Source organism: Paenibacillus sp. S02, from assembly GCF_019454065.1.
Taxonomy (GTDB): domain Bacteria; phylum Bacillota; class Bacilli; order Paenibacillales; family Paenibacillaceae; genus Paenibacillus; species Paenibacillus polymyxa_B.
On sequence record NZ_CP073682.1, the window covers coordinates 2,537,781 to 2,556,519 of the forward strand.

An 18,739-nucleotide genomic window follows, 5' to 3' on the forward strand; every position below is an offset into this window, starting at 1 on the left:
AACCTACTTTTTGGGAACAGCCCATATTTAAATGATGTTTGTTTCCAGCATGCCTTCGAGATCTTCTTTGGTAAGATGGTAGTGTGCGTTACAAAAGTGGCAATGAGCTTCAGCCTGTCCATCGGTATGGATCATATCTTCTATTTCCTTATTCCCTAAGCTGATAATGGCATTGGTAACGCGCTCTTCTGAGCAGGGACAATGAAATTGTACAGGCATGGTTTCCAGTATGTTCATGTTGCTTTCTCCTAAAATCTGACCCAGAATCTGCTCTGGTGTAAGACCTTCCATGACCATTGCGGAGATGCTTGGAATGCTCTCAATTCGTCTCTCGATAAAACTGATAACCTCTTCTGGTGTATCTGGCATCAGCTGAATAATAAAACCTCCAGCCGCCTGTATAGAGTTATCTGGGTTAACAATAACTCCCGCTCCCACAGAAGAAGGAATTTGTTCGGATTGGACGAGATAAGATGTGAAGTCCTCGCCCAGTTCACCCGATATGAGAGGGACCTGTCCAACAAACGGGTGTTTTAAGCCGATATCTTTGGATACAATTAGCGCTCCATCTGTTCCTACAGCTCTGGCGACATCTAATTTCCCTATCTGATTAAGCTCAAAATGGGTTTGTGGATTTTTTACATAACCTCTAACTTCACCTTTGGAGTTGGTATCGACAAGAATGGTGCCGATAGGTCCGCCACCGTTGATTCTGATCGTCAGTTTATCCTCATCTTTAAGCATGGCTCCCAGCATGACGCCGACCGTCATAGAACGTCCCAATGCAGCCGATGCTGTGGGCCAGGTATAATGACGCCGTTGGGCTTCACTTACCGTTTCCGTTGTTCTCACGGCATAAGCCCGTACCTGATTGTTGTAGGCAAGAGCTTTTACTAAATAATCGTTCATGTTCATATTCCTTTCTGTTAATTAGAGTTCTTTACAAGACCATTTTTTCCTCAATCCAGTTCTCCAAAGAAGTAATTTTGTCATCATATCCTTCTTTAAAAAAGTCGGCGGATAGTGACGCGATGGTTTCCCTTTTCAGAACGGCCTTCCAGGAGGCTTCCGCTTCTTCCATCAAATTTGCCAGTAAACAACACTGATCGTCTTTCTTTAATTCAAGCATTTCATTGTATATACCACTGGAAGAATAAAGGGTTTGTTGTCCCTCAATCGCTAGATAAATATCAAATACCCGTATATCCTCAGGTTTTTTCTTTAATTTGAACCCGCCCTTGACACCAGGTACAGAAGTAATCAAATCGGAGCTAACCAATTTTCGTAACAGTTTATGAAAATAAGTAGGTGAAGCACCTAACTGCTGACTAATGGCCTCCCCAGGTAAAACGGCTTTGTCCGGCAGCATCGTGAGTAGAAGAAGAGCGTAGACAGATTGTTCGACACCTGTTTTCATATGCACTAGCAATCACCTCAATATTTATAACCAGGCTAACGTGGATAAACATTATCCACATATATTGCATAATAGATGAGCTTATCATAAAAGTAAACTGTTTTTTGATAAAAACTAAAAATTTAAATCATTTGCAATTCATAACAGAACACATTATCATAATTGACGTATCAATTGATGGGTCAAAGAATTAAGACGTTGAGGGAAATATGTAAAATAATATTTTGACAGGGGGTTTATATATAATGACTACGGGTAATGTTGCACTATCTATATTAGATCTTGCACCTGTCATTGAAGGCGGCACTCCTGCCGATTCCTTCCGCGACACGGTGGATCTTGCCCAGCATGCTGAACAATGGGGGTACCATCGGTACTGGCTAACGGAGCATCATAATATGCAGGCGGTCGCTAGTGCGGCTACGTCCGTGATCATCGGGCATGTAGCTGCACATACAAACAAGATTCGGGTCGGTTCAGGCGGTATTATGCTGGCTAACCATGCTCCACTCATGATTGCAGAGCAGTTTGGAACCCTAGAGTCGCTCTATCCGGGACGAATTGATCTGGGACTTGGCCGGGCTCCAGGCACGGATCAACCCGCGATGAGGGCACTGCGGCGAGGGCTTCACAGTACTGGGGAAGATTTCCCCGAGCAATTGAATGAGCTGCGTTCTTACCTGAATCCAGCGCTAAACGGAGCTGTTCCGGGAGTAAGAGCGATTCCTGGAGAGGGGCTGGACATTCCCATCTGGTTACTGGGATCAAGCGGATTCAGCGCACAGCTGGCAGGTCAGCTTGGGTTGCCGTTCGCGTTCGCCAGCCACTTTGCCCCGGCTCATTTGTTACAGGCTTTAGAGTTGTATCATCGCAATTTTCGGCCATCCAAAGCACTGGATAAGCCATATGTGATGGTCGGTGTTAATGTGCTTGTTGCAGATTCTGATGAGGAAGCAAAATGGCTCTTTACATCACAAGAACAACAGTTTCTAAATGTGCTGCGCGGGCACAGCGGAGGACTGAAGCCACCAGTGGATGACATGGAAAAGCTTTGGAGTGAGCACGAGAAGGAGATGGTTCGTGGTAATATGCTGGGGTATTCAGCCATCGGCAGTCCTGACACCGTCAAGCAAAAGATGGATTTGATAATCGACCAGACGAGAGCCAATGAGCTGATTACAACCTCTCAGGTATATGACCATCAAGCGCGCCTGCGCTCGTACGAGCTGCTAGCCAAAGTGATGCGTATAGTTGGGTAACTAGATGAGTTAAATAAATGAGGCTGTGCCAGAAAGGTTCTTATAACCGATTCTGACATGGCCTTTATTTTCTGCGTGGAAATGATCGTTTTACAATGAATATATCCGTTTTATAGATGAGTAAAAATTAAAATTTATTTTTGATTATTTTTGTATTACTTATTTTCAAATTAAAACAAAAGTGTTATAGTCTCCATAAACAAAGAATAACCACTGTAATAAAGCCTTTCAAAACTAAAACTAAACTTGGAGGTCTTTTTCCTATGGTACAAAGTCTGTGGATTTCTTCACAAGCATCTGAGCAGAAAAGCACGCTGGAACAGCTCGTATACCGTTCTAACCTGATTGGCACAGATAGGAGTGTGTGCAACTGGGGAGGCGGTAACACTTCGGCCAAAACGACGATACCAGATTTTCGCGGGCGTGAAGTAGAAGTGATGTACGTCAAGGGCAGCGGTTCCGATCTCGCAACAATGAAAGCGCATAACTTCACTGGTCTTCGTATGGAGGATATTCGTCCTTTATTTGAAAGGGAAGATATGTCTGACGAGGATATGGTGGCATATTTGGCGAACTGTATGATAGATGCCAAGCATCCACGGGCTTCAATTGAGACGCTATTGCATGCTTTTCTGCCTTTTAGACATGTGGATCATACACACCCGGACGCGATTATTAGCTTGTGCTGTGCACACAACGGCAAGGAAATCGCTAAGGAAATTTTCGGTGACCGTTTTGTATGGGTGCCTTATATCCGTCCTGGATTTAAGCTGTCGAAAATGATTGCCCAAGGTGTACTCGATCATCCACAAGCTGAATTGGTATTGATGGAAAAGCATGGTCTGGTTACGTGGGGAGAGACATCCGAAGCGGCTTATGCGAAAACAATCGAAATCATTCAAGAGGCAGAAAGCTATATTAAAGCTCGTCAAGAGGAAAAGCAGGCATTTAAAGGCACAAAATATAAAGCGCTTACTTATGAAGAGCGCCGTAGCATGGCATCTCGAGTTATGCCGTCGGTTCGGGGAGCGGTCAGTGATGAGAAAAAGATGATCCTCACCTTTGATGACGCGGAGGATGTGTTGGAGTTTGTGAACGGCCGGGATTCTGCGGCTTTATCCCAGGTCGGGGCTGCGTGCCCGGATCATCTGGTCCATACCAAGATGAAGCCACTCTATGTAGATTGGGAACCGGATGTGGAGGATGTAGAGGGCTTGAAAGTTAAGCTTGCCGAGGGTATAGCAGCCTATAAGGAGCAGTATCAAGCTTATTTCGAGCGCAATCGGCTTGAAGGAGATGTAATGTTTGAGGCTGCGCCACGTGTAATTTTGATTCCGGGTGTCGGTATGATCAACACAGGTAAAAGCTGGAGCAATGCGCAGGTGAGCGGTGCTCTGTACCATCGGGCTATCGCTGTTATGCGAGGGGCAACGACGTTAGGGGAGTTTGTTTCGCTCAGTGAGAACGAGTCATATAACGTGGAATATTGGCCGCTGGAGCTTTATAAGCTGTCACTCGCGCCAGCAGAAGCTGAATTTTCCCGTAAAATCGCGTTCATTACAGGCGGTGCAGGCGGAATTGGCAGTGCAACCGCACGTCGTTTGGTGGATGAAGGCGCACATGTCGTATTGGCAGATCTGAATCTAGAAGGCGCGCAAAAGGTAGCCACAGAGATAAATAGTAGCTACGGAGAAAATCGTGCCATCGCCGTAAAAATGGATGTGACGCAGGAGGAGCAAATTCAGGCTGCCTATGCAGAAACGGCATTGACCTATGGCGGTGTAGATATCATCGTCAACAATGCAGGCCTTGCTACATCCAGTCCGTTCGATGAAACATCGTTAAGGGAATGGAATTTAAATGTGAATGTGCTGGGAACGGGTTATTTTCTGGTTGCACGAGAAGCGTTCAAGCTCATGAAGGAGCAGACACTTGGTGGCAGTATGGTGTTCGTCGGCTCCAAAAACTCGGTCTACGCAGGTAAAAATGTAACGGCCTATAGCTCGGTCAAGGCGCTGGAAGCGCATTTAGCCCGTTGTATTGCCGCAGAAGGCGGCGAATACGGCATCCGTGTGAACACCATTTTGCCGGATGCCATTCTGCAAGGCTCGGCAATCTGGAACTCCAATTGGCGCAACGAGCGCGCTGCCGCCTACGGCATCGAGCCCGACCAGCTGGAGGAGCATTACCGCAAACGGACGACGCTGCTGGTCAACATTTACCCGCAGGATATCGCCGAGGGCATTGCCTTTTTCGCCTCATCCAAGGCTGAGAAAACGACAGGTTGTATGCTGACCATCGACGGTGGCGTCCCCGCAGCATTTACACGCTAGCCGAATTAAAATGAACCTATGTAAGCGATAGACTCATTTCGACGGCTCAACACTTAGGATTAGAATGAACTAATTTAATGTACTAATCTATTTCACTAATCCAAGCCACATGACGATAGTTTCGAAGGGTTGTAAAACACTTTGAAAAACACGTAAATAAGAAATATGACGTATTTACGTGTTCTCATCCTTTATATACACACTAACACTTTAAAAATAGAAGTGACTTTATGGGTGGTCAGCAGCGGAGCGAGCGGAATTGTTCTGAAGAAACGGAGTGTTCGCCTTTGCAACGGGATTTTAACCTTATCATGTGTTATAAAATGAAAAATCTCGTTGCAACAGCGATCGGAAGAACAATCCGCACGCGAAGCGGCCTCCCGTAACTCACTTTATTTTCCAAGGAGGAACCACGATGAGTGACAAAGCGTATGCCTTATTCGAGGAGCAACAGCAACAACGAGGCATTGACCTGGGGCAAGTAAGGGCAAAGCTGAAAGCGCTTAGCATAGAAACACCATCCTGGGGATATGGAGACTCAGGTACACGGTTTAAAGTCTTTCAGAAAACAGGCGTGCCGCGTGATCCATTCGAAAAGTTGGAGGATGCCGCGCAAGTTCATGCCGTGACAGGCCTATGTCCATCCGTTGCGATCCACATTCCGTGGGATACAGTAGACAATTACGGCAAGCTTCGCAGTCATGCCGAAAGCCTCGGTCTGCGGATTGGGGCCGTGAATCCCAATCTGTTTCAAGACGAGGACTACATGCTCGGCAGTGTCACCAATGTAGACCCGGTCATCCGCCGCAAAGCCATCAACCATTTGCTGGAATGCGTGGATATTGCGAAGGAAACGGGCTCTAACGATTTTAGCTTATGGTTCGCAGACGGAACGAATTATCCCGGTCAGGGGGACATTCGCAAGCGGAAAAATTGGATGCTGGAAGCGCTCAGTGAAATGTATAAGGCGCTTACTCCTGACATGCGCATGTTGATTGAATACAAGGCGTTCGAGCCAGCCTTTTACCATACGGATATTGCCGACTGGGGTATGGCGTACAATTTCGCAACCAAGCTGGGGCCGCAGGCACAGGTGCTGGTGGATACAGGGCATCATCTGCCGGGAGCCAACGTGGAGCATATTGTCGCATTTCTAATTGATGAAAAACGATTAGGTGGGTTCCATTTTAATAGCTACAAATATGCGGATGATGATCTGATCGTGGGCTCCGCGAATCCGTATGAACTGTTCTTGATTTTTTATCAAATTTTAAATGCCGCTCAGGATGTAGATGCGGATATTCGCCATACCGTGGACAAAATTGCTTATTTGATCGATCAGTCGCACAATATTGAACCCAAAATTCCGGCGATGATTCGTTCGGTGCTGAATGTGCAGACTCAATATGCGAAGGCACTCCTGATCAATCATGCAGAGGTGGAAGAAGCGGCGAGTCGCCAGGATGTGCTGGGTGCGGAGGATGCTGTACGCCAGGCGTTTGAGTTTGATGTGGCACCATTGCTCAGAGCGATCCGTGAAGAGCAAGGGTTACCAGCAGACCCGATGAAAGCCTACTTAGCGTCTGAGTATGGCACGCAGATTTTGCAAAGAGGCAAGGGTGGTGCAAGCTGGTGAGTATCCTCGCTTATGATTTGGGGGCAAGCAGCGGCAGGGTTCTACTCGGAGAATTGACAGATTCACGTATAGTGGTGGAGGAAATCCATCGCTTTTCGAATGATCCGGTCAAGGTTGGGGAACGTCTGCACTGGGATCTGTTGCGTCTGTATCACGAGGTTCAGCAAGGATTGCTCAAAGCCAAGCATATGGGAGTGAATCCGTCCAGTCTTGCGATTGACTCCTGGGCGGTCGATTTTGGATTAATTGGGGAAACCGGTGAATTGCTGGGGAACCCTTATCATTATCGGGATTGGCACACCCACGGGGTGATGGAAGAAATACAGGGACGGCTGGGAAAAGACTCCATTTTTCAGCGCACAGGCATTCAGTTTTTGACGTTTAACACGATTTATCAGCTGGCTGCTATGCGAAATGCGAGTTCACCGTTGCTGGAGCAGGCAAAGCATTTCTTGATGATTCCTGATCTGCTGCGGTATTTTCTGACAGGTGAAATGTACAATGAGTTTTCGAATGCGACCAGCACGCAATTATATAATCCGTTGCAGCAAAAATGGGATGAAGAGCTTTTGTCTGGAATCAATATCCCCCATTCCTGGTTTGGTGAGGTACTGGAGCCAGGAAGTGTTGCAGGAACTATCCGCTCGTCGGTCATGACCGATCTGGGCATTGGAGCGATTCCTGTGATTGCAGTAGCAGAGCACGATACGGGATCTGCTGTGGCTGCCGTGCCTGCGCTGGAGCGCTCGTTTGCGTACTTGAGCTGCGGAACATGGTCCCTGATGGGAACGGAAACGGCACAGCCTGTAATCAATGACGATACGCTTCGTTTTAATTTTACGAACGAAGGTGGGGTCGGTCGAACTTACAGGCTGCTTAAAAACATTATGGGCTTGTGGATTTTACAGGAGGCGCGCAGAGAATGGGAGCGGCAGGGATACTCCTATTCCTTCCCCGAACTGGTTCATATGGCAGAACAGGCTCCAGCATTCACTTCTTTGATTGACCCGGACGATGAACTGTTTCTGCACGCCGGGGATATGAAAACACGTATTCGCCAATATTGCCGTAACACCGGGCAGCCATTGCCCAAGACGCCGGGAGAAATAACGCGCTGTATTTTGGAGAGTCTGGCGTTAAAGTACCGTTACATTTTGGAGCTTACGGAGCAGGTGTCAGGACAACGGTTTAATGGTTTGCATATGGTCGGAGGAGGGATTCAAAATCGCTTGCTGTGCCAATGGACGGCCAATTCGATTCAAAAACCAGTGTGGGCGGGACCTGCAGAAGCGAGCGCAATCGGCAATCTTGCGGTACAATGGATGACACAGGGAAAGTTCGCCGATATATGGGAAGCACGCCGGGCCATCGCGGATTCTATTTCCGTGGAGGAATATGAACCTGCCGAGTCAGAAGCGTGGGAGGATGCCTACGGGCAATTCCGGCGGGTGGCGAGACTTTTTGTACATTAAAGATGTGGAGTGAGATTGCCATGCTGGTCGCAGAAAGATATGAGATGATTGTGCAGCTCGTTAATGAAAAAGGAAGCATACGGGTGTCCGAATTGAGTGAGTTGTGCAAAGTAACGGAGGAAACGATCCGCCGTGATCTGGACCGCCTGGAGCAGGCGGGACGACTGCGCCGTTCGCATGGGGGAGCGGTCAGTGTCAAAAACGAGCAGCCTGAAACGCCCTATGCAGTACGGGAAATTATGAACGCAGAGGAAAAGCGTAGGATTGCCGAGGAAGCGGTCAAGCAGATTCAGCCGAATGATCGTATTTTGCTGGATGCCAGCACAACCGCCTGGTATATGGCGTCAAGTTTACCGGATATTCCTTTGACAATATTAACAAATTCGATTCGGGTAGCTACAGAGCTTGCGGGTAAGGAAAAAATCGAGGTCATTTCGACGGGGGGGCAGTTGCTTCAACGCTCGCTGTCATTTGTAGGCCCGCTCGCAGAGCGTTCACTAGAAACCTATTATGTGGATAAATTGTTTTTCTCCAGCCAGGGGGTTCATCTGGATCGCGGTATTAGTGAATCGAATGAACTGCAAGCACGTTTGAAGCAGAAAATGGTCAGCATTGCAGACCGTGTGATTTTACTGGCGGATGCGAGCAAATTTGGGCAACAGGCGTTTACGCATGTCGTGAACCTGTCGCAGGTATCCGAGATTATTACGGATTCGCGGTTGTCGGACCCGATTCGCAGTCAACTTGCGGAGCTGGCTATTCCAGTTACGGTTGTGTAAAGCGGGGAGTTTCCAAGGTGAAGGCCGCTTTGTGTTTCATTTGGTCTTACGATCGCTATTGCAGTGGGATTCTTTGATGATGTAAAAAAGTTATAAGTGAGAATCCCACTGCAAGCTTCTAAAGTATCACTTCCCCCGGATTTTTAGCATTGAGTAAAGAATCTGGGGGCAACAGCGATGGGAAGCACCATCTGACTGCACAGTGGCACTATAGGTAACCTTTCAGTTATAAAGTAAGAGCAATTCCATGGACGGAAGGGGTGTTCCGTATGAAGGTATCTTTATTTATTACCTGCCTGAGTGATGCGATTTATCCCAAGGTAGGGGAAGCAATGGCACGCTTGCTTGTCAGATATGGTGTTCAGCTGGATTTTCCGAAGATACAGACATGCTGCGGACAGCCATCCTATAACAGCGGCTATTGGGATGAAACGAGGGTTGCGGCTAAAACGATTTTGAAAGCGTTTAACGACAGCGATTTTGTCGTATCTCCTTCCGGCTCTTGCACATATATGATTCATCATTACCCGGAGTTGTTTAAGGATGAACCCGAATGGCTCGATTCGGCACGGAGGCTGGAGCAAAAGACGTATGAGTTTACGCAATTTATGGTGCAGGTGCTTGGCGTGACCGATGTGGGCGCGTCTTTTCCGCATACGGTAACCTACCATCCGTCTTGCCATGGCACACGTTTGCTCGGCGTGAAGGAGGAACCGATGAAGCTGCTTGGCAGTGTAAAGGGGCTGCAATTAGTACCGCTTCCCTTTGCTGAGGATTGCTGTGGCTTTGGGGGTACTTTTGCGGTGAAAATGCCGGATATTTCGGGAGCGATGGTGACTGAAAAAGTGGACCACATCAGGGAGACCGAAGCCGAGGTACTGGTCGGACTAGATATGGCCTGTTTGATGAACATTGCCGGAAATCTTCGGTATCGGGAGGAGCCAGTTCGAGTGATGCATCTGGCTGAGCTGCTGTACGAAGGGGTGAAGCACGCATGACCGCCGTACACTCACATTCCATGAACCAAAAGGTCAAAAAACGCGCAGAGCTGGCCCTAAATGATGATTTTCTGCGGAATGCAGTTCGTTTCACTACGGAGCGGCTGCGCAACGGCAAGCGGGTGGCTTCAGAGCAGCACGGAAATTGGGAGGAATGGCGTGAACGGGGCCGTCAAATTCGTCTGCATACCATTGCCCATCTGGACTATTACTTAAATCTATTTGTAGAAAATGCCCGTGCCAACGGGGTGCATATTCATTTTGCCGATACAGCAGCCGATGCCGTACGCATTACACTGGATATTGCTGCACATAGCCAAGCTGGCTCCGTCGTCAAATCCAAGTCGATGGTGTCGGAGGAGCTGCATTTGAATCAGGCGCTGGAGGGTGCGGATATCGAGACGATTGAAAGTGACCTCGGTGAATATATTATTCAACTGGCAGGAGAGCCCCCGTCTCATATCGTCATTCCGGCGATTCACAAAAACCGCTATCAGATTGCCGAGCTGTTATCCAAAGAAGCAGGGGAGAAATTGTCCGCGGATACGACGATTTTGGCGGGCTTTGTCCGCAAAAAGCTGCGTGAGAAGTTTCTAGAAGCGGATATTGGCATGACCGGGTGTAATTTTGCCATCGCCGAGACAGGCTCCATGGTCCTGTTTGAAAATGAAGGCAACGCACGAATGGTATCCACTTTGCCCAAAACGCAAATTACACTGATGGGCATGGAACGGATTATTCCATCCTGGACGGATTTGGAGGTGATGGCTACATTACTGCCACGATCCGCTACTGGACAGAAGCTGACCATGTACATGTCTGGTATTTCAGGCCCTCGGCGCAGCCAAGATGCCGATGGGCCTGACGAAATGCACATCATCATCGTAGATAACGGACGTTCACTACAGCTAGGCAATCCCGAGTTTCAAGAGTTGCTGAATTGCATTCGCTGTGGGGCTTGCCTGAATGCCTGTCCGGTGTACCGACACATTGGCGGGCACGCGTATGGCGGGACATATAGTGGCCCTATCGGTGCAGTGCTTACGCCTGCCCTTCATGGCAACATCGAAGAGTGGAACGATATTGCGAGTGCGTCCAGTCTGTGTGGTGCGTGTTATGAAGCCTGTCCAGTCAAAATACCGCTGCATGATATGCTGGTATATTTGCGTAGACGCAAGGTGGAGGCGGGACAAGGAGATAAGCTGGAAACGGCAGGAATGAAAGGTTTTGCGACCGTGGTTTCCAGCTCGAAGCGATTCGCAGCGGCGATTCGGCTAGGGCAGATCGCCCAGAAAGCAGTCGTCCGTAAGGGCGAAATTACCCTTAAGCTGGGCCCCCTAAAGGGATGGAATACGTACCGTGTGGCTCCCTCTTTGGCGAAAAAATCCTTCCGTCAGCAATGGAACACGCTGGAGCATAAGCTGGAGCAGGAACGCAACGTGATGCAGCCGGATGTTCTCAGTCGAATGGAGAAGATTTTGGCAGATAGAAGTAAAGGAGGGACGCAGCATGAGTGAACAGAGTAATCCTTCTGCGCAAGCAAAAGCGGCCCATGAAACGTGGCTTCATCAAATGGAAGCAGAATCCCGTGCCAAGCAGGTACGCTTTATGGACGGCATCGCGACGCGGCTCAAGCGTCCACGACAAACGGAGCCGCCAGTTCAGCCGTTTCGCGGCGCACCTGCATTTTGGCACGAATTCGAATGGAGCGCGGAGCAACGCATCGAGGAATTCACCGCCAACTTTACAAGTGTTGGCGGGCATGTCGTGCGTCTGCCGGATTTGGAGCAGACCGCAGACTGGATCGCGCACAAAGCGCGAGAGCTGGGAGCGGCCTATATCGTCCGGCAGAATGAGCCGGACCTGGATGCGCTCCAGCTGGAATCGGCGCTGCCGGAAGTCCGTTTATCGGTGTGGAACACCGATCCAGTCGAGGATTGGAAGGCCCGCGCCGCCGAGGCGGATATCGGCATCGTCATCGCCGACGAAGCGGCTGCTTACACCGGTTCGGTAGCGGTGCTATCCTCGCCGGAGAAAGGCCGTGCAGTCAGCCTTTTGCCAACTGCACTGATCATTCTTCTGCCAGTAGAGCGCTTGCGAACACGACTGGGCGAAATTCTAAACCGCTTTGACGAAGCTGGGCGTGAGCAATTGCCCGCAGGCATTCATTTTATTACTGGACCGAGCCGCTCGTCGGATATTGAAAATGATCTGACGATCGGTGTACACGGACCGGGTATCGTCTATACACTGTTGATTGGTTAGTTTGTAGATGGATTAGCAGGTAGACTGGCGGACCTTCAATTCAAAAGCAAGGGAGACTGGCTCCAAAGGCTGCCCGTTCAATTGCTGATATAATGTACGGAACATTTCCTGTCCGATTCGCTGCAACGGGTTCGTAATATTGGTCAGTCCCATGGCGTCGGCTACCTGACTTTCATCAGCTTCAAAGCCGACCACTGCCAAATCTCCTGGAACCTTCCAACCTTTACTACGAGCGGCTGAGATAATACCGCATGCCACCAAATCATTGGTTGTCATGATGGCATGGGGACGTTCCTTTAACGACTCCAGCTTGGCGAACGCTCGCATTCCATCCTGCACCGTATGTATACCACTGAGCAACCATTCCTCATTCACTGGCAGCTTCCTTGCTGCGAGCAGGTCATAATAGGCCTGGAGTCTTCTTTGGCTGTTTACGCTGTTTTTTCTGCCTACGGTGCAGGCGATTTTTTCAAATCCCAGCTCGGCCAAATGCTCTAATCCAATCCGAAATCCTTCATAATGATCGAGATAAATGGATGAAATCTCTTTATTTTTTAATGGCTCGCAGGTCACAATCGGCCCATACTTGGTGTAATGCCTCACAGCGGACCAATCCAGCATACGCCGTAAAATGACGATCCCGTCCACTTTTTTCTGCCTCAAAAGCTCTAACGTCGCGCTTTCCAAATCCTGATTTTCCTCCGTTTGGTAGATCAAAACCTGATAATCTTGCTCTTTACCCGCATTGGATACTCCCTTGATGATTTGCATGTAATAATTGTTAATCGTTGGGGTCATGATCCCAATAACCTTGGTACGGCCTACTTTCAACTGCACCGCATTAATATTCGGAATATAATCCAATTCCCGAATGACTTCCATCACCCTGGTCCGCGTTGCTTCACTGACATATGGATGATGATTAAGCACCCGAGACACGGTACTTGTCGATACCCCCGCAATTTCAGCAATTCTTTTTATATTATGCATGACATTCAACTCCAAAAATTTAGTTCTTGACCTGGAATGCATCCCAGATTGTAGCATAAAGCGTATGCAGCAATCCGAGATGCATTTAAAGGACATGGGTTCCGCATACTTCTTCACAAATTATAACCTACTTGGAGGAATGCAACATGGAACAGGCAAAAGGTTTTCCCAAGAACTTTCTATGGGGCGGGGCAGCCGCTGCCATGCAGATTGAAGGGGCTTACAACGTAGATGGAAGAGGACTCTCGATTTCTGATGTATTTACCTTTGATCCAGCACTCGACAAAAAGCATTGGCTGGATCAGTGGCATATGATGACCCATGCGCAGGTCAAGGAAGCATTGGACCCAAACAGCACCAAAAATTATCCCAAACGTCGGGGAAATGATTTCTACCACCGTTATGAAGAAGATATTAATCTGCTGGCCGAAATGGGTTTTAAATGCTTTCGCACTTCCATTTCCTGGACTCGTATTTTCCCGAATGGCGACGAGACAGAACCCAATGAGAAAGGGCTGCAATTCTATGACAAGGTTTTTGATGCCCTGCTGGCCAAAGGAATTGAACCTGTCATCTCGCTGACCCATTACGATATGCCTTTGTATCTTGTCACCGAATATGGTGGCTGGAAAAACCGGAAGCTGATTGAATTTTTCGTCCGTTTTGCCGAGACTGTATTTACCCGTTACAAGGATAAAGTAAAGTACTGGATTACGTTTAACGAAATGAACTGTGTCAAACACCATCCGTTTGTCAGCGCGGGGATCATTGAAGAGAATCACCCGAATCTGGAGCAGGACAAGTATCAATCTGCCCATCATCAGTTTATAGCCAGCGCGCTGGCAGTCAAAGCCTGTCATGAGATTATACCAAACTCCCAGATTGGGTGTATGATCAGCTATCTGTTGCTTTATCCGAATACTTGCAATCCGGATGATGTGCTTGAATGCCAAAAGGAAGAACGAGTGTCCTTCTTTTTCAGTGATGTACAAGCTAGAGGGTATTATCCGTCCTATACCGCACGTATGTTCAAAGAAAAGGGTGTTGTTCTGCATAAAGAACCTGGCGACGATGAAATCTTGCGAGATAACCTCGTGGACTTCGTGTCCCTGAGCTACTATATGTCCAACAATGCCAGTGCCACTGCCGATCAGCATGCCAAAGCAAGCGGAAATCTGATTGGTGGCGTGAAAAATCCTTACCTGGAGCAGTCCGAGTGGGGATGGCAGATTGATCCTAAAGGATTACGTTATGCGCTCAATAACCTGTATGACCGCTATCAAAAGCCACTGTTCATTTCAGAAAACGGCGTGGGTGCGACAGATCAAATGAATCCTGACGGGACCATTAACGATGATTACCGTATCGACTATCTGAAAAAACATATCGAGCAAATGAGGGAAGCCATTGAGGATGGAGTGGACCTGTTCGGCTACACCGCCTGGGGTCCCATCGACATGATCAGTGCTTCGACCTCACAGGCATCCAAGAGATACGGCTTCGTCTACGTCGACCAGAATGATCTGGGCAACGGAACACTGAACCGCTACAAGAAAAAAAGCTTTGACTGGTATAAAAAAGTGATTGAATCGGGCGGAGAAGTGCTCTAAACGGAGGCGTATGATGCATGAAAGGCTTGAGCCTGCTCTTATGCCTGATCTGGGGCTTTAATTTTGTCATCATGAAATTGGGCAATGGAGCCTTTGAACCTGTTCAATTTGCGGCTCTCCGGTTTCTCACAGGGACGCTGCTTCTGTTCGGAATTCTGATGTGGAAACGGGTTCCGAACCCTGACAAGCACACGATAAAATGGTATATACTCTGCGGGATTCTCCAGACTACCTATTTTAATATTGCGATTCAGATATCCCTGAACTACATTAATGCGGGCTTAACCTCCGTGCTTACGTACAGCATGCCGCTGTTTTTATCCATTATGGCTCATTTTATGATTCCTGGTGAGCGGCTGAACACACGCAAAACGATTGGAATTGCTACAGGGGTCTTGGGGCTATTATTTGCTATGGACATTCATTTGGGCGGCAATTTGTGGGCCATGCTGCTTGGGGTGAGTTCAGCGATTGCTTGGGCACTTTCGAACCTGATTATCAAGCTCAAGCTCCAGCATTGCGATAAAACCCAGTTCACGACCTGGCAGATGGCGTTCGGTGCGCTCGGATTGTTATTGTACTCCCTGTTGTTTGAGCGATGGGAGCCGAACTTTAGCGCTGCGTCGATCTTTTATATCTTATTTTCCGGCATTGTGGCGTCTGCTCTTGCATTCCTGCTGTGGACTCATATTCTCACTAGAATGGAAGCAAGTAAAGCTTCTGTTACGCTGTTGCTGGTTCCTATCATCGGTGTTGTGTCCGGCTGGATCTTTCTTCACGAGGCACTCAAAGCGGCTACCTTGCTTGGCATTTTCTTAGTACTGGCGGGCATCTGGATTGTGAATCGTTCAGGGACTCCGAAGCCGCAGTAAGCGGATGGAAGGCTTTTTTTAATAAAGGGTTGACAGAAAAAAAGAAACTCTATTATAATGAAGTCAAGAAAACGATTACAAAAATGAATCTCATAATTTTCAGGGTGTTACTATTTTAGGCATAACCTGAATGGAGTTCCGGTAAATGGGCGATAACGTCTATGAAGCGGTATTCTGTTCAGGTTTTTTAGTGTATGCACATTTTTTAACAGAGTCTTTTAAAAAATGGCCTTCCAGTAAATAAAAGCAGGTGGTCGCATGATTTTGAAGAAAGCGCTTAACAACAATGTCGTTTTAGCAGAGGAAGAGGACGCCCAAGAGGTCATTGCGACAGGAAATGGAATCGCATTCAACCTGAAACCGGGGGATACCATCGATGAGCGAAAAATCACGAAGCTGTTTGTAGTCAAAACTCAGGATTTATCCGCGAAGCTGGCGGATTTGCTGAAAGATGTGAAGATGGAATGTATTGAAATCGCGGATGAAATCGTGGAGTATGCCAGACCGAGATTGGCTGGAGACATTAGTGACTATATTTACCTAGCCCTGATCGACCACATTTCATTCGCCATCCAGCGGCATGAACGGGGAACACCGATTGAAAACCGGTTTCTATGGGAGATCAAGCGGTTTTATCGCGAAGAATTCGCGATCGGAAAACACGCGCTGGAGATGATTCGTAACAGGATCAACATCACGTTCGATGAGAATGAAGCCGGGTTTATTGCCCTTCATTTCGTTAACGCCCGCCTGGATAACCAGAAGCTTGATCTGACGCTAAAAACGTCAAAAGTCATCAAGGATATTATGGATATTGTAAAATACCACTTCAATGTCGAGATTGATGAAGATTCATGGAATTACAACCGTTTTGTAACCCATCTTAAATTTTTTGCCCAGCGGCTTTTTGCCCACGAATCGGCAGACCCGCAGTACATGAATTTGTTCGAAGACCTGAAAATCAAATTTCCAGAAGAGCACAGATGTGTACAAAAAATAGGGGTGTATGTGAATAAGCAGTTTGAGCAGAAATTAACCAATGATGAAATGATGTATCTTATGATTCACATTTCCAGATTGGTCAACAGAACTGAAAACTAACAGGGTGTTACCATTCGTGGGCATTACCTGAGTGATTTCGATACTAAATTGCATTTTGGTATCGGTGATTACTCAGGTTTTTTTATATCAACCAGAGAGCATTGGAGGCAGGCATTATGAGCAAACATGATGAATTAGCGAAATTCATTGTAACTAATGTAGGCGGAGAAGAAAATATACGTGATCTGTACCATTGTATGACCCGTCTGAGATTTACACTTAAGGACAAGCAAAAAGCCAATAAACAGGTTTTGGAAAATTCCGACAGTGTCATTTCCGTGATAGAAAGCGGAGGGCAGTACCAGGTGGTGATCGGCAATCATGTCAACGAGGTTTATGATACGATTGCGAAGAACTATAACCTTCAGGTAAAAAGCGGCAACGAAAAGAAAGAGGATCATGCAAAGGAAGGTAATTTCATCAGTCGTGCTTTTACCGTCATGAGCTCTATCTTCCAGCCGATTGTACCTGCTTTGGCTGGTGCAGGGATGCTGAAAGCTATCCTGGTTATTCTTACACAGTTAGAGTGGTTGGACAGTACCTCCAGTACCTATGCTATCCTTGCTGCCGCAGGCAACGGCGTATTTTTCTTCCTACCACTGATGTTAGCGTTTTCAGCTTCGAGAACATTCAAGACCCAGCCTATCGTATCTGCTGCCATTATGGCCGCTCTGCTGGAGCCTAACTTCACCAAGCTGATGGAAAACACGGGGGATATTGCTTCCTTTATCCACATTCCCGTTGTCCTGATGAGTTATACGACATCCATTATTCCAGCAATTTTAGCCATTTGGCTGTATTCATATCTGGAACGGTTTCTGAAGCGGGTGGTTCCGAAAAGCATTGAATTATTTATGGTCCCGCTTGTTTCCTTATTAATTATGGTTCCGCTTACCGCCATTGTGATCGGTCCACTGGGAGTGTACACCGGTAAAGGTATTGCGGATGGTATTGAATTTTTGAGTACGCAAAGCGGTCTCTTGACTGGGGCCATTCTGGGAGGCGGCTGGACCTTCCTGGTGATGTTTGGTTTACACTGGGGGATTGCACCTGCGATGATCAACAATCTTTCCCTCAAAGGGTTTGATACGATCCGACCTATGATGGCTTCTGCGACCTTCGCCCAATCGGGTGTCGCTCTTGGGGTCTTTCTGAAAGCCAAAGACAAAAAGCTGAAAGCTTACGCACTGTCATCTATTTTCCCTTCACTGTTCGCAGGTATTACAGAACCTATCGTTTACGGATTGTCCGTGAAGCTGAAAAGACCAATGATTGCCGCCGTCATCGGGGGAATGATCGGAGGGGCTATTGCCGGACATTTCCAGACGACCGTGCTTGCTTATGTGTTCCCGGCAATAACAACTATTCCGGCATTCTTTACGAATACAATTGCTTTTTATTTGATTAGTATCATCATTTCATTTGTGGTTACTACCGTATTGACTTATATTCTGGGCTTTAATGAAGGAAACGGGGCAACGAATGCGGAGACAGGAAAGACGGAAGCAGAAAAATCCGAGCCTGCCTTACAAACTGAACCTGGACATACCGAAGTCACCGAGAATGTCTATGCGCCTATCCATGGTCAAATTGTTCCGCTTCATGAGGTGCCTGATCCTGCGTTCTCTACAGAAGCGATGGGTCAAGGAATAGCCATTCTACCGAGTGAAGGAAAGGTATATTCACCGGTTTCTGGGGTTGTCTCGCTCGTATTTCGAACTGGTCATGCGATAGCCATCACCTCAGATAACCATCTGGATCTGTTAATTCATGTGGGACTAGATACGGTTAAGCTGAAAGGCAACTATTTCACGAAGCATGTAGAGCAAGGGCAACGGATTGAACGAGGCGATTTGCTGCTTGAATTTGATATTCCGAAAATCCAGGCAGCCGGTTATGACCTGACCACTCCAATTATTGTTACCAACAGCACTGCTTACCAAAAGGTTACCCAGACACAGCAAAAATCCGTAGATTTGCAAAGTATTTTGCTCACTGTACATTAAA

Annotated in this window: 15 protein-coding genes; 12 read left to right on the forward strand and 3 right to left on the reverse strand. The window is 47.5% G+C overall.

Annotation, left to right across the window (positions count from 1 at the left end; translation table 11 throughout):
• Positions 1-27 precede the first annotated feature (27 nt).
• Together hslO and KAI36_RS11385 are read right to left on the reverse strand one after the other, a co-directional pair.
• Positions 28-909: an Hsp33 family molecular chaperone HslO gene (hslO, locus tag KAI36_RS11380; RefSeq protein ID WP_220027772.1), complete on the reverse strand. Its 882-nt coding sequence runs from the start codon at positions 907-909 to the stop codon at positions 28-30.
• 31 nt (positions 910-940) lie between these two features.
• Positions 941-1,423 (reverse strand): RrF2 family transcriptional regulator, encoded by a 483-nt coding sequence (locus tag KAI36_RS11385; protein ID WP_481856515.1) that lies wholly within the window; start codon positions 1,421-1,423, stop codon positions 941-943.
• Between the two features lie 239 nt (positions 1,424-1,662).
• On the opposite strand from KAI36_RS11385, the gene KAI36_RS11390 reads away from it, so the two are divergent.
• The 8 genes from KAI36_RS11390 (at position 1,663) to KAI36_RS11425 (ending at position 12,159) form a co-directional block, all read left to right on the forward strand.
• Positions 1,663-2,676 (forward strand): LLM class flavin-dependent oxidoreductase, encoded by a 1,014-nt coding sequence (locus KAI36_RS11390; protein WP_220027774.1) that lies wholly within the window; start codon positions 1,663-1,665, stop codon positions 2,674-2,676.
• Between the two features lie 263 nt (positions 2,677-2,939).
• Complete coding sequence (locus KAI36_RS11395) at positions 2,940-5,009, forward strand: bifunctional aldolase/short-chain dehydrogenase (protein ID WP_220027775.1); 2,070 nt, start codon at positions 2,940-2,942, stop codon at positions 5,007-5,009.
• A 415-nt stretch (positions 5,010-5,424) separates the two neighbouring features.
• Positions 5,425-6,645: an L-rhamnose isomerase gene (rhaI, locus tag KAI36_RS11400; protein ID WP_220027776.1), complete on the forward strand. Its 1,221-nt coding sequence runs from the start codon at positions 5,425-5,427 to the stop codon at positions 6,643-6,645.
• A complete protein-coding gene (gene rhaB / locus KAI36_RS11405) occupies positions 6,642-8,117 on the forward strand; it encodes a rhamnulokinase (protein ID WP_220027777.1) in 1,476 nt (491 codons plus the stop codon). The genes rhaI and rhaB overlap by 4 nt, the downstream gene beginning before the upstream one ends.
• Before the next feature lie 20 nt (positions 8,118-8,137).
• On the forward strand, positions 8,138-8,896 hold the full coding sequence (locus tag KAI36_RS11410; RefSeq protein WP_023988422.1) for a DeoR/GlpR family DNA-binding transcription regulator: 759 nt from the start codon (positions 8,138-8,140) through the stop codon (positions 8,894-8,896).
• Between the two features lie 269 nt (positions 8,897-9,165).
• Complete coding sequence (locus tag KAI36_RS11415) at positions 9,166-9,894, forward strand: (Fe-S)-binding protein (protein ID WP_025724218.1); 729 nt, start codon at positions 9,166-9,168, stop codon at positions 9,892-9,894.
• Entirely contained in the window at positions 9,891-11,411 is a 1,521-nt protein-coding gene (locus KAI36_RS11420) for a LutB/LldF family L-lactate oxidation iron-sulfur protein (protein ID WP_220027778.1), read from the forward strand. Before KAI36_RS11415 ends, KAI36_RS11420 begins: the two co-directional genes overlap by 4 nt.
• A complete protein-coding gene (locus tag KAI36_RS11425) occupies positions 11,404-12,159 on the forward strand; it encodes a LutC/YkgG family protein (protein ID WP_220027779.1) in 756 nt (251 codons plus the stop codon). Before KAI36_RS11420 ends, KAI36_RS11425 begins: the two co-directional genes overlap by 8 nt.
• A 12-nt stretch (positions 12,160-12,171) precedes the next feature.
• Here KAI36_RS11425 and KAI36_RS11430 read toward each other — a convergent pair whose 3' ends face one another.
• Entirely contained in the window at positions 12,172-13,149 is a 978-nt protein-coding gene (locus tag KAI36_RS11430) for a LacI family DNA-binding transcriptional regulator (RefSeq protein WP_220027780.1), read from the reverse strand.
• Between the two features lie 146 nt (positions 13,150-13,295).
• Here KAI36_RS11430 and KAI36_RS11435 point away from each other — a divergent pair, with 146 nt between their 5' ends.
• From KAI36_RS11435 to KAI36_RS11450, 4 genes are all read left to right on the forward strand, one after another.
• Positions 13,296-14,759, forward strand: coding sequence for a glycoside hydrolase family 1 protein (locus tag KAI36_RS11435; RefSeq protein ID WP_220027781.1), 1,464 nt, complete (start codon positions 13,296-13,298; stop codon positions 14,757-14,759).
• A 17-nt stretch (positions 14,760-14,776) separates the two neighbouring features.
• Entirely contained in the window at positions 14,777-15,631 is an 855-nt protein-coding gene (locus KAI36_RS11440; protein ID WP_220027782.1) for a DMT family transporter, read from the forward strand.
• 258 nt (positions 15,632-15,889) lie between these two features.
• Positions 15,890-16,732, forward strand: a complete 843-nt coding sequence (gene licT / locus KAI36_RS11445; protein WP_023988429.1) for a BglG family transcription antiterminator LicT — start codon at positions 15,890-15,892, stop codon at positions 16,730-16,732.
• Between the two features lie 116 nt (positions 16,733-16,848).
• Positions 16,849-18,738 carry a beta-glucoside-specific PTS transporter subunit IIABC gene (locus tag KAI36_RS11450; RefSeq protein ID WP_220027783.1) on the forward strand — a complete coding sequence of 630 codons (1,890 nt, stop codon included), beginning with the start codon at positions 16,849-16,851 and terminating at the stop codon, positions 18,736-18,738.
• Position 18,739: the final 1 nt, after the last annotated feature.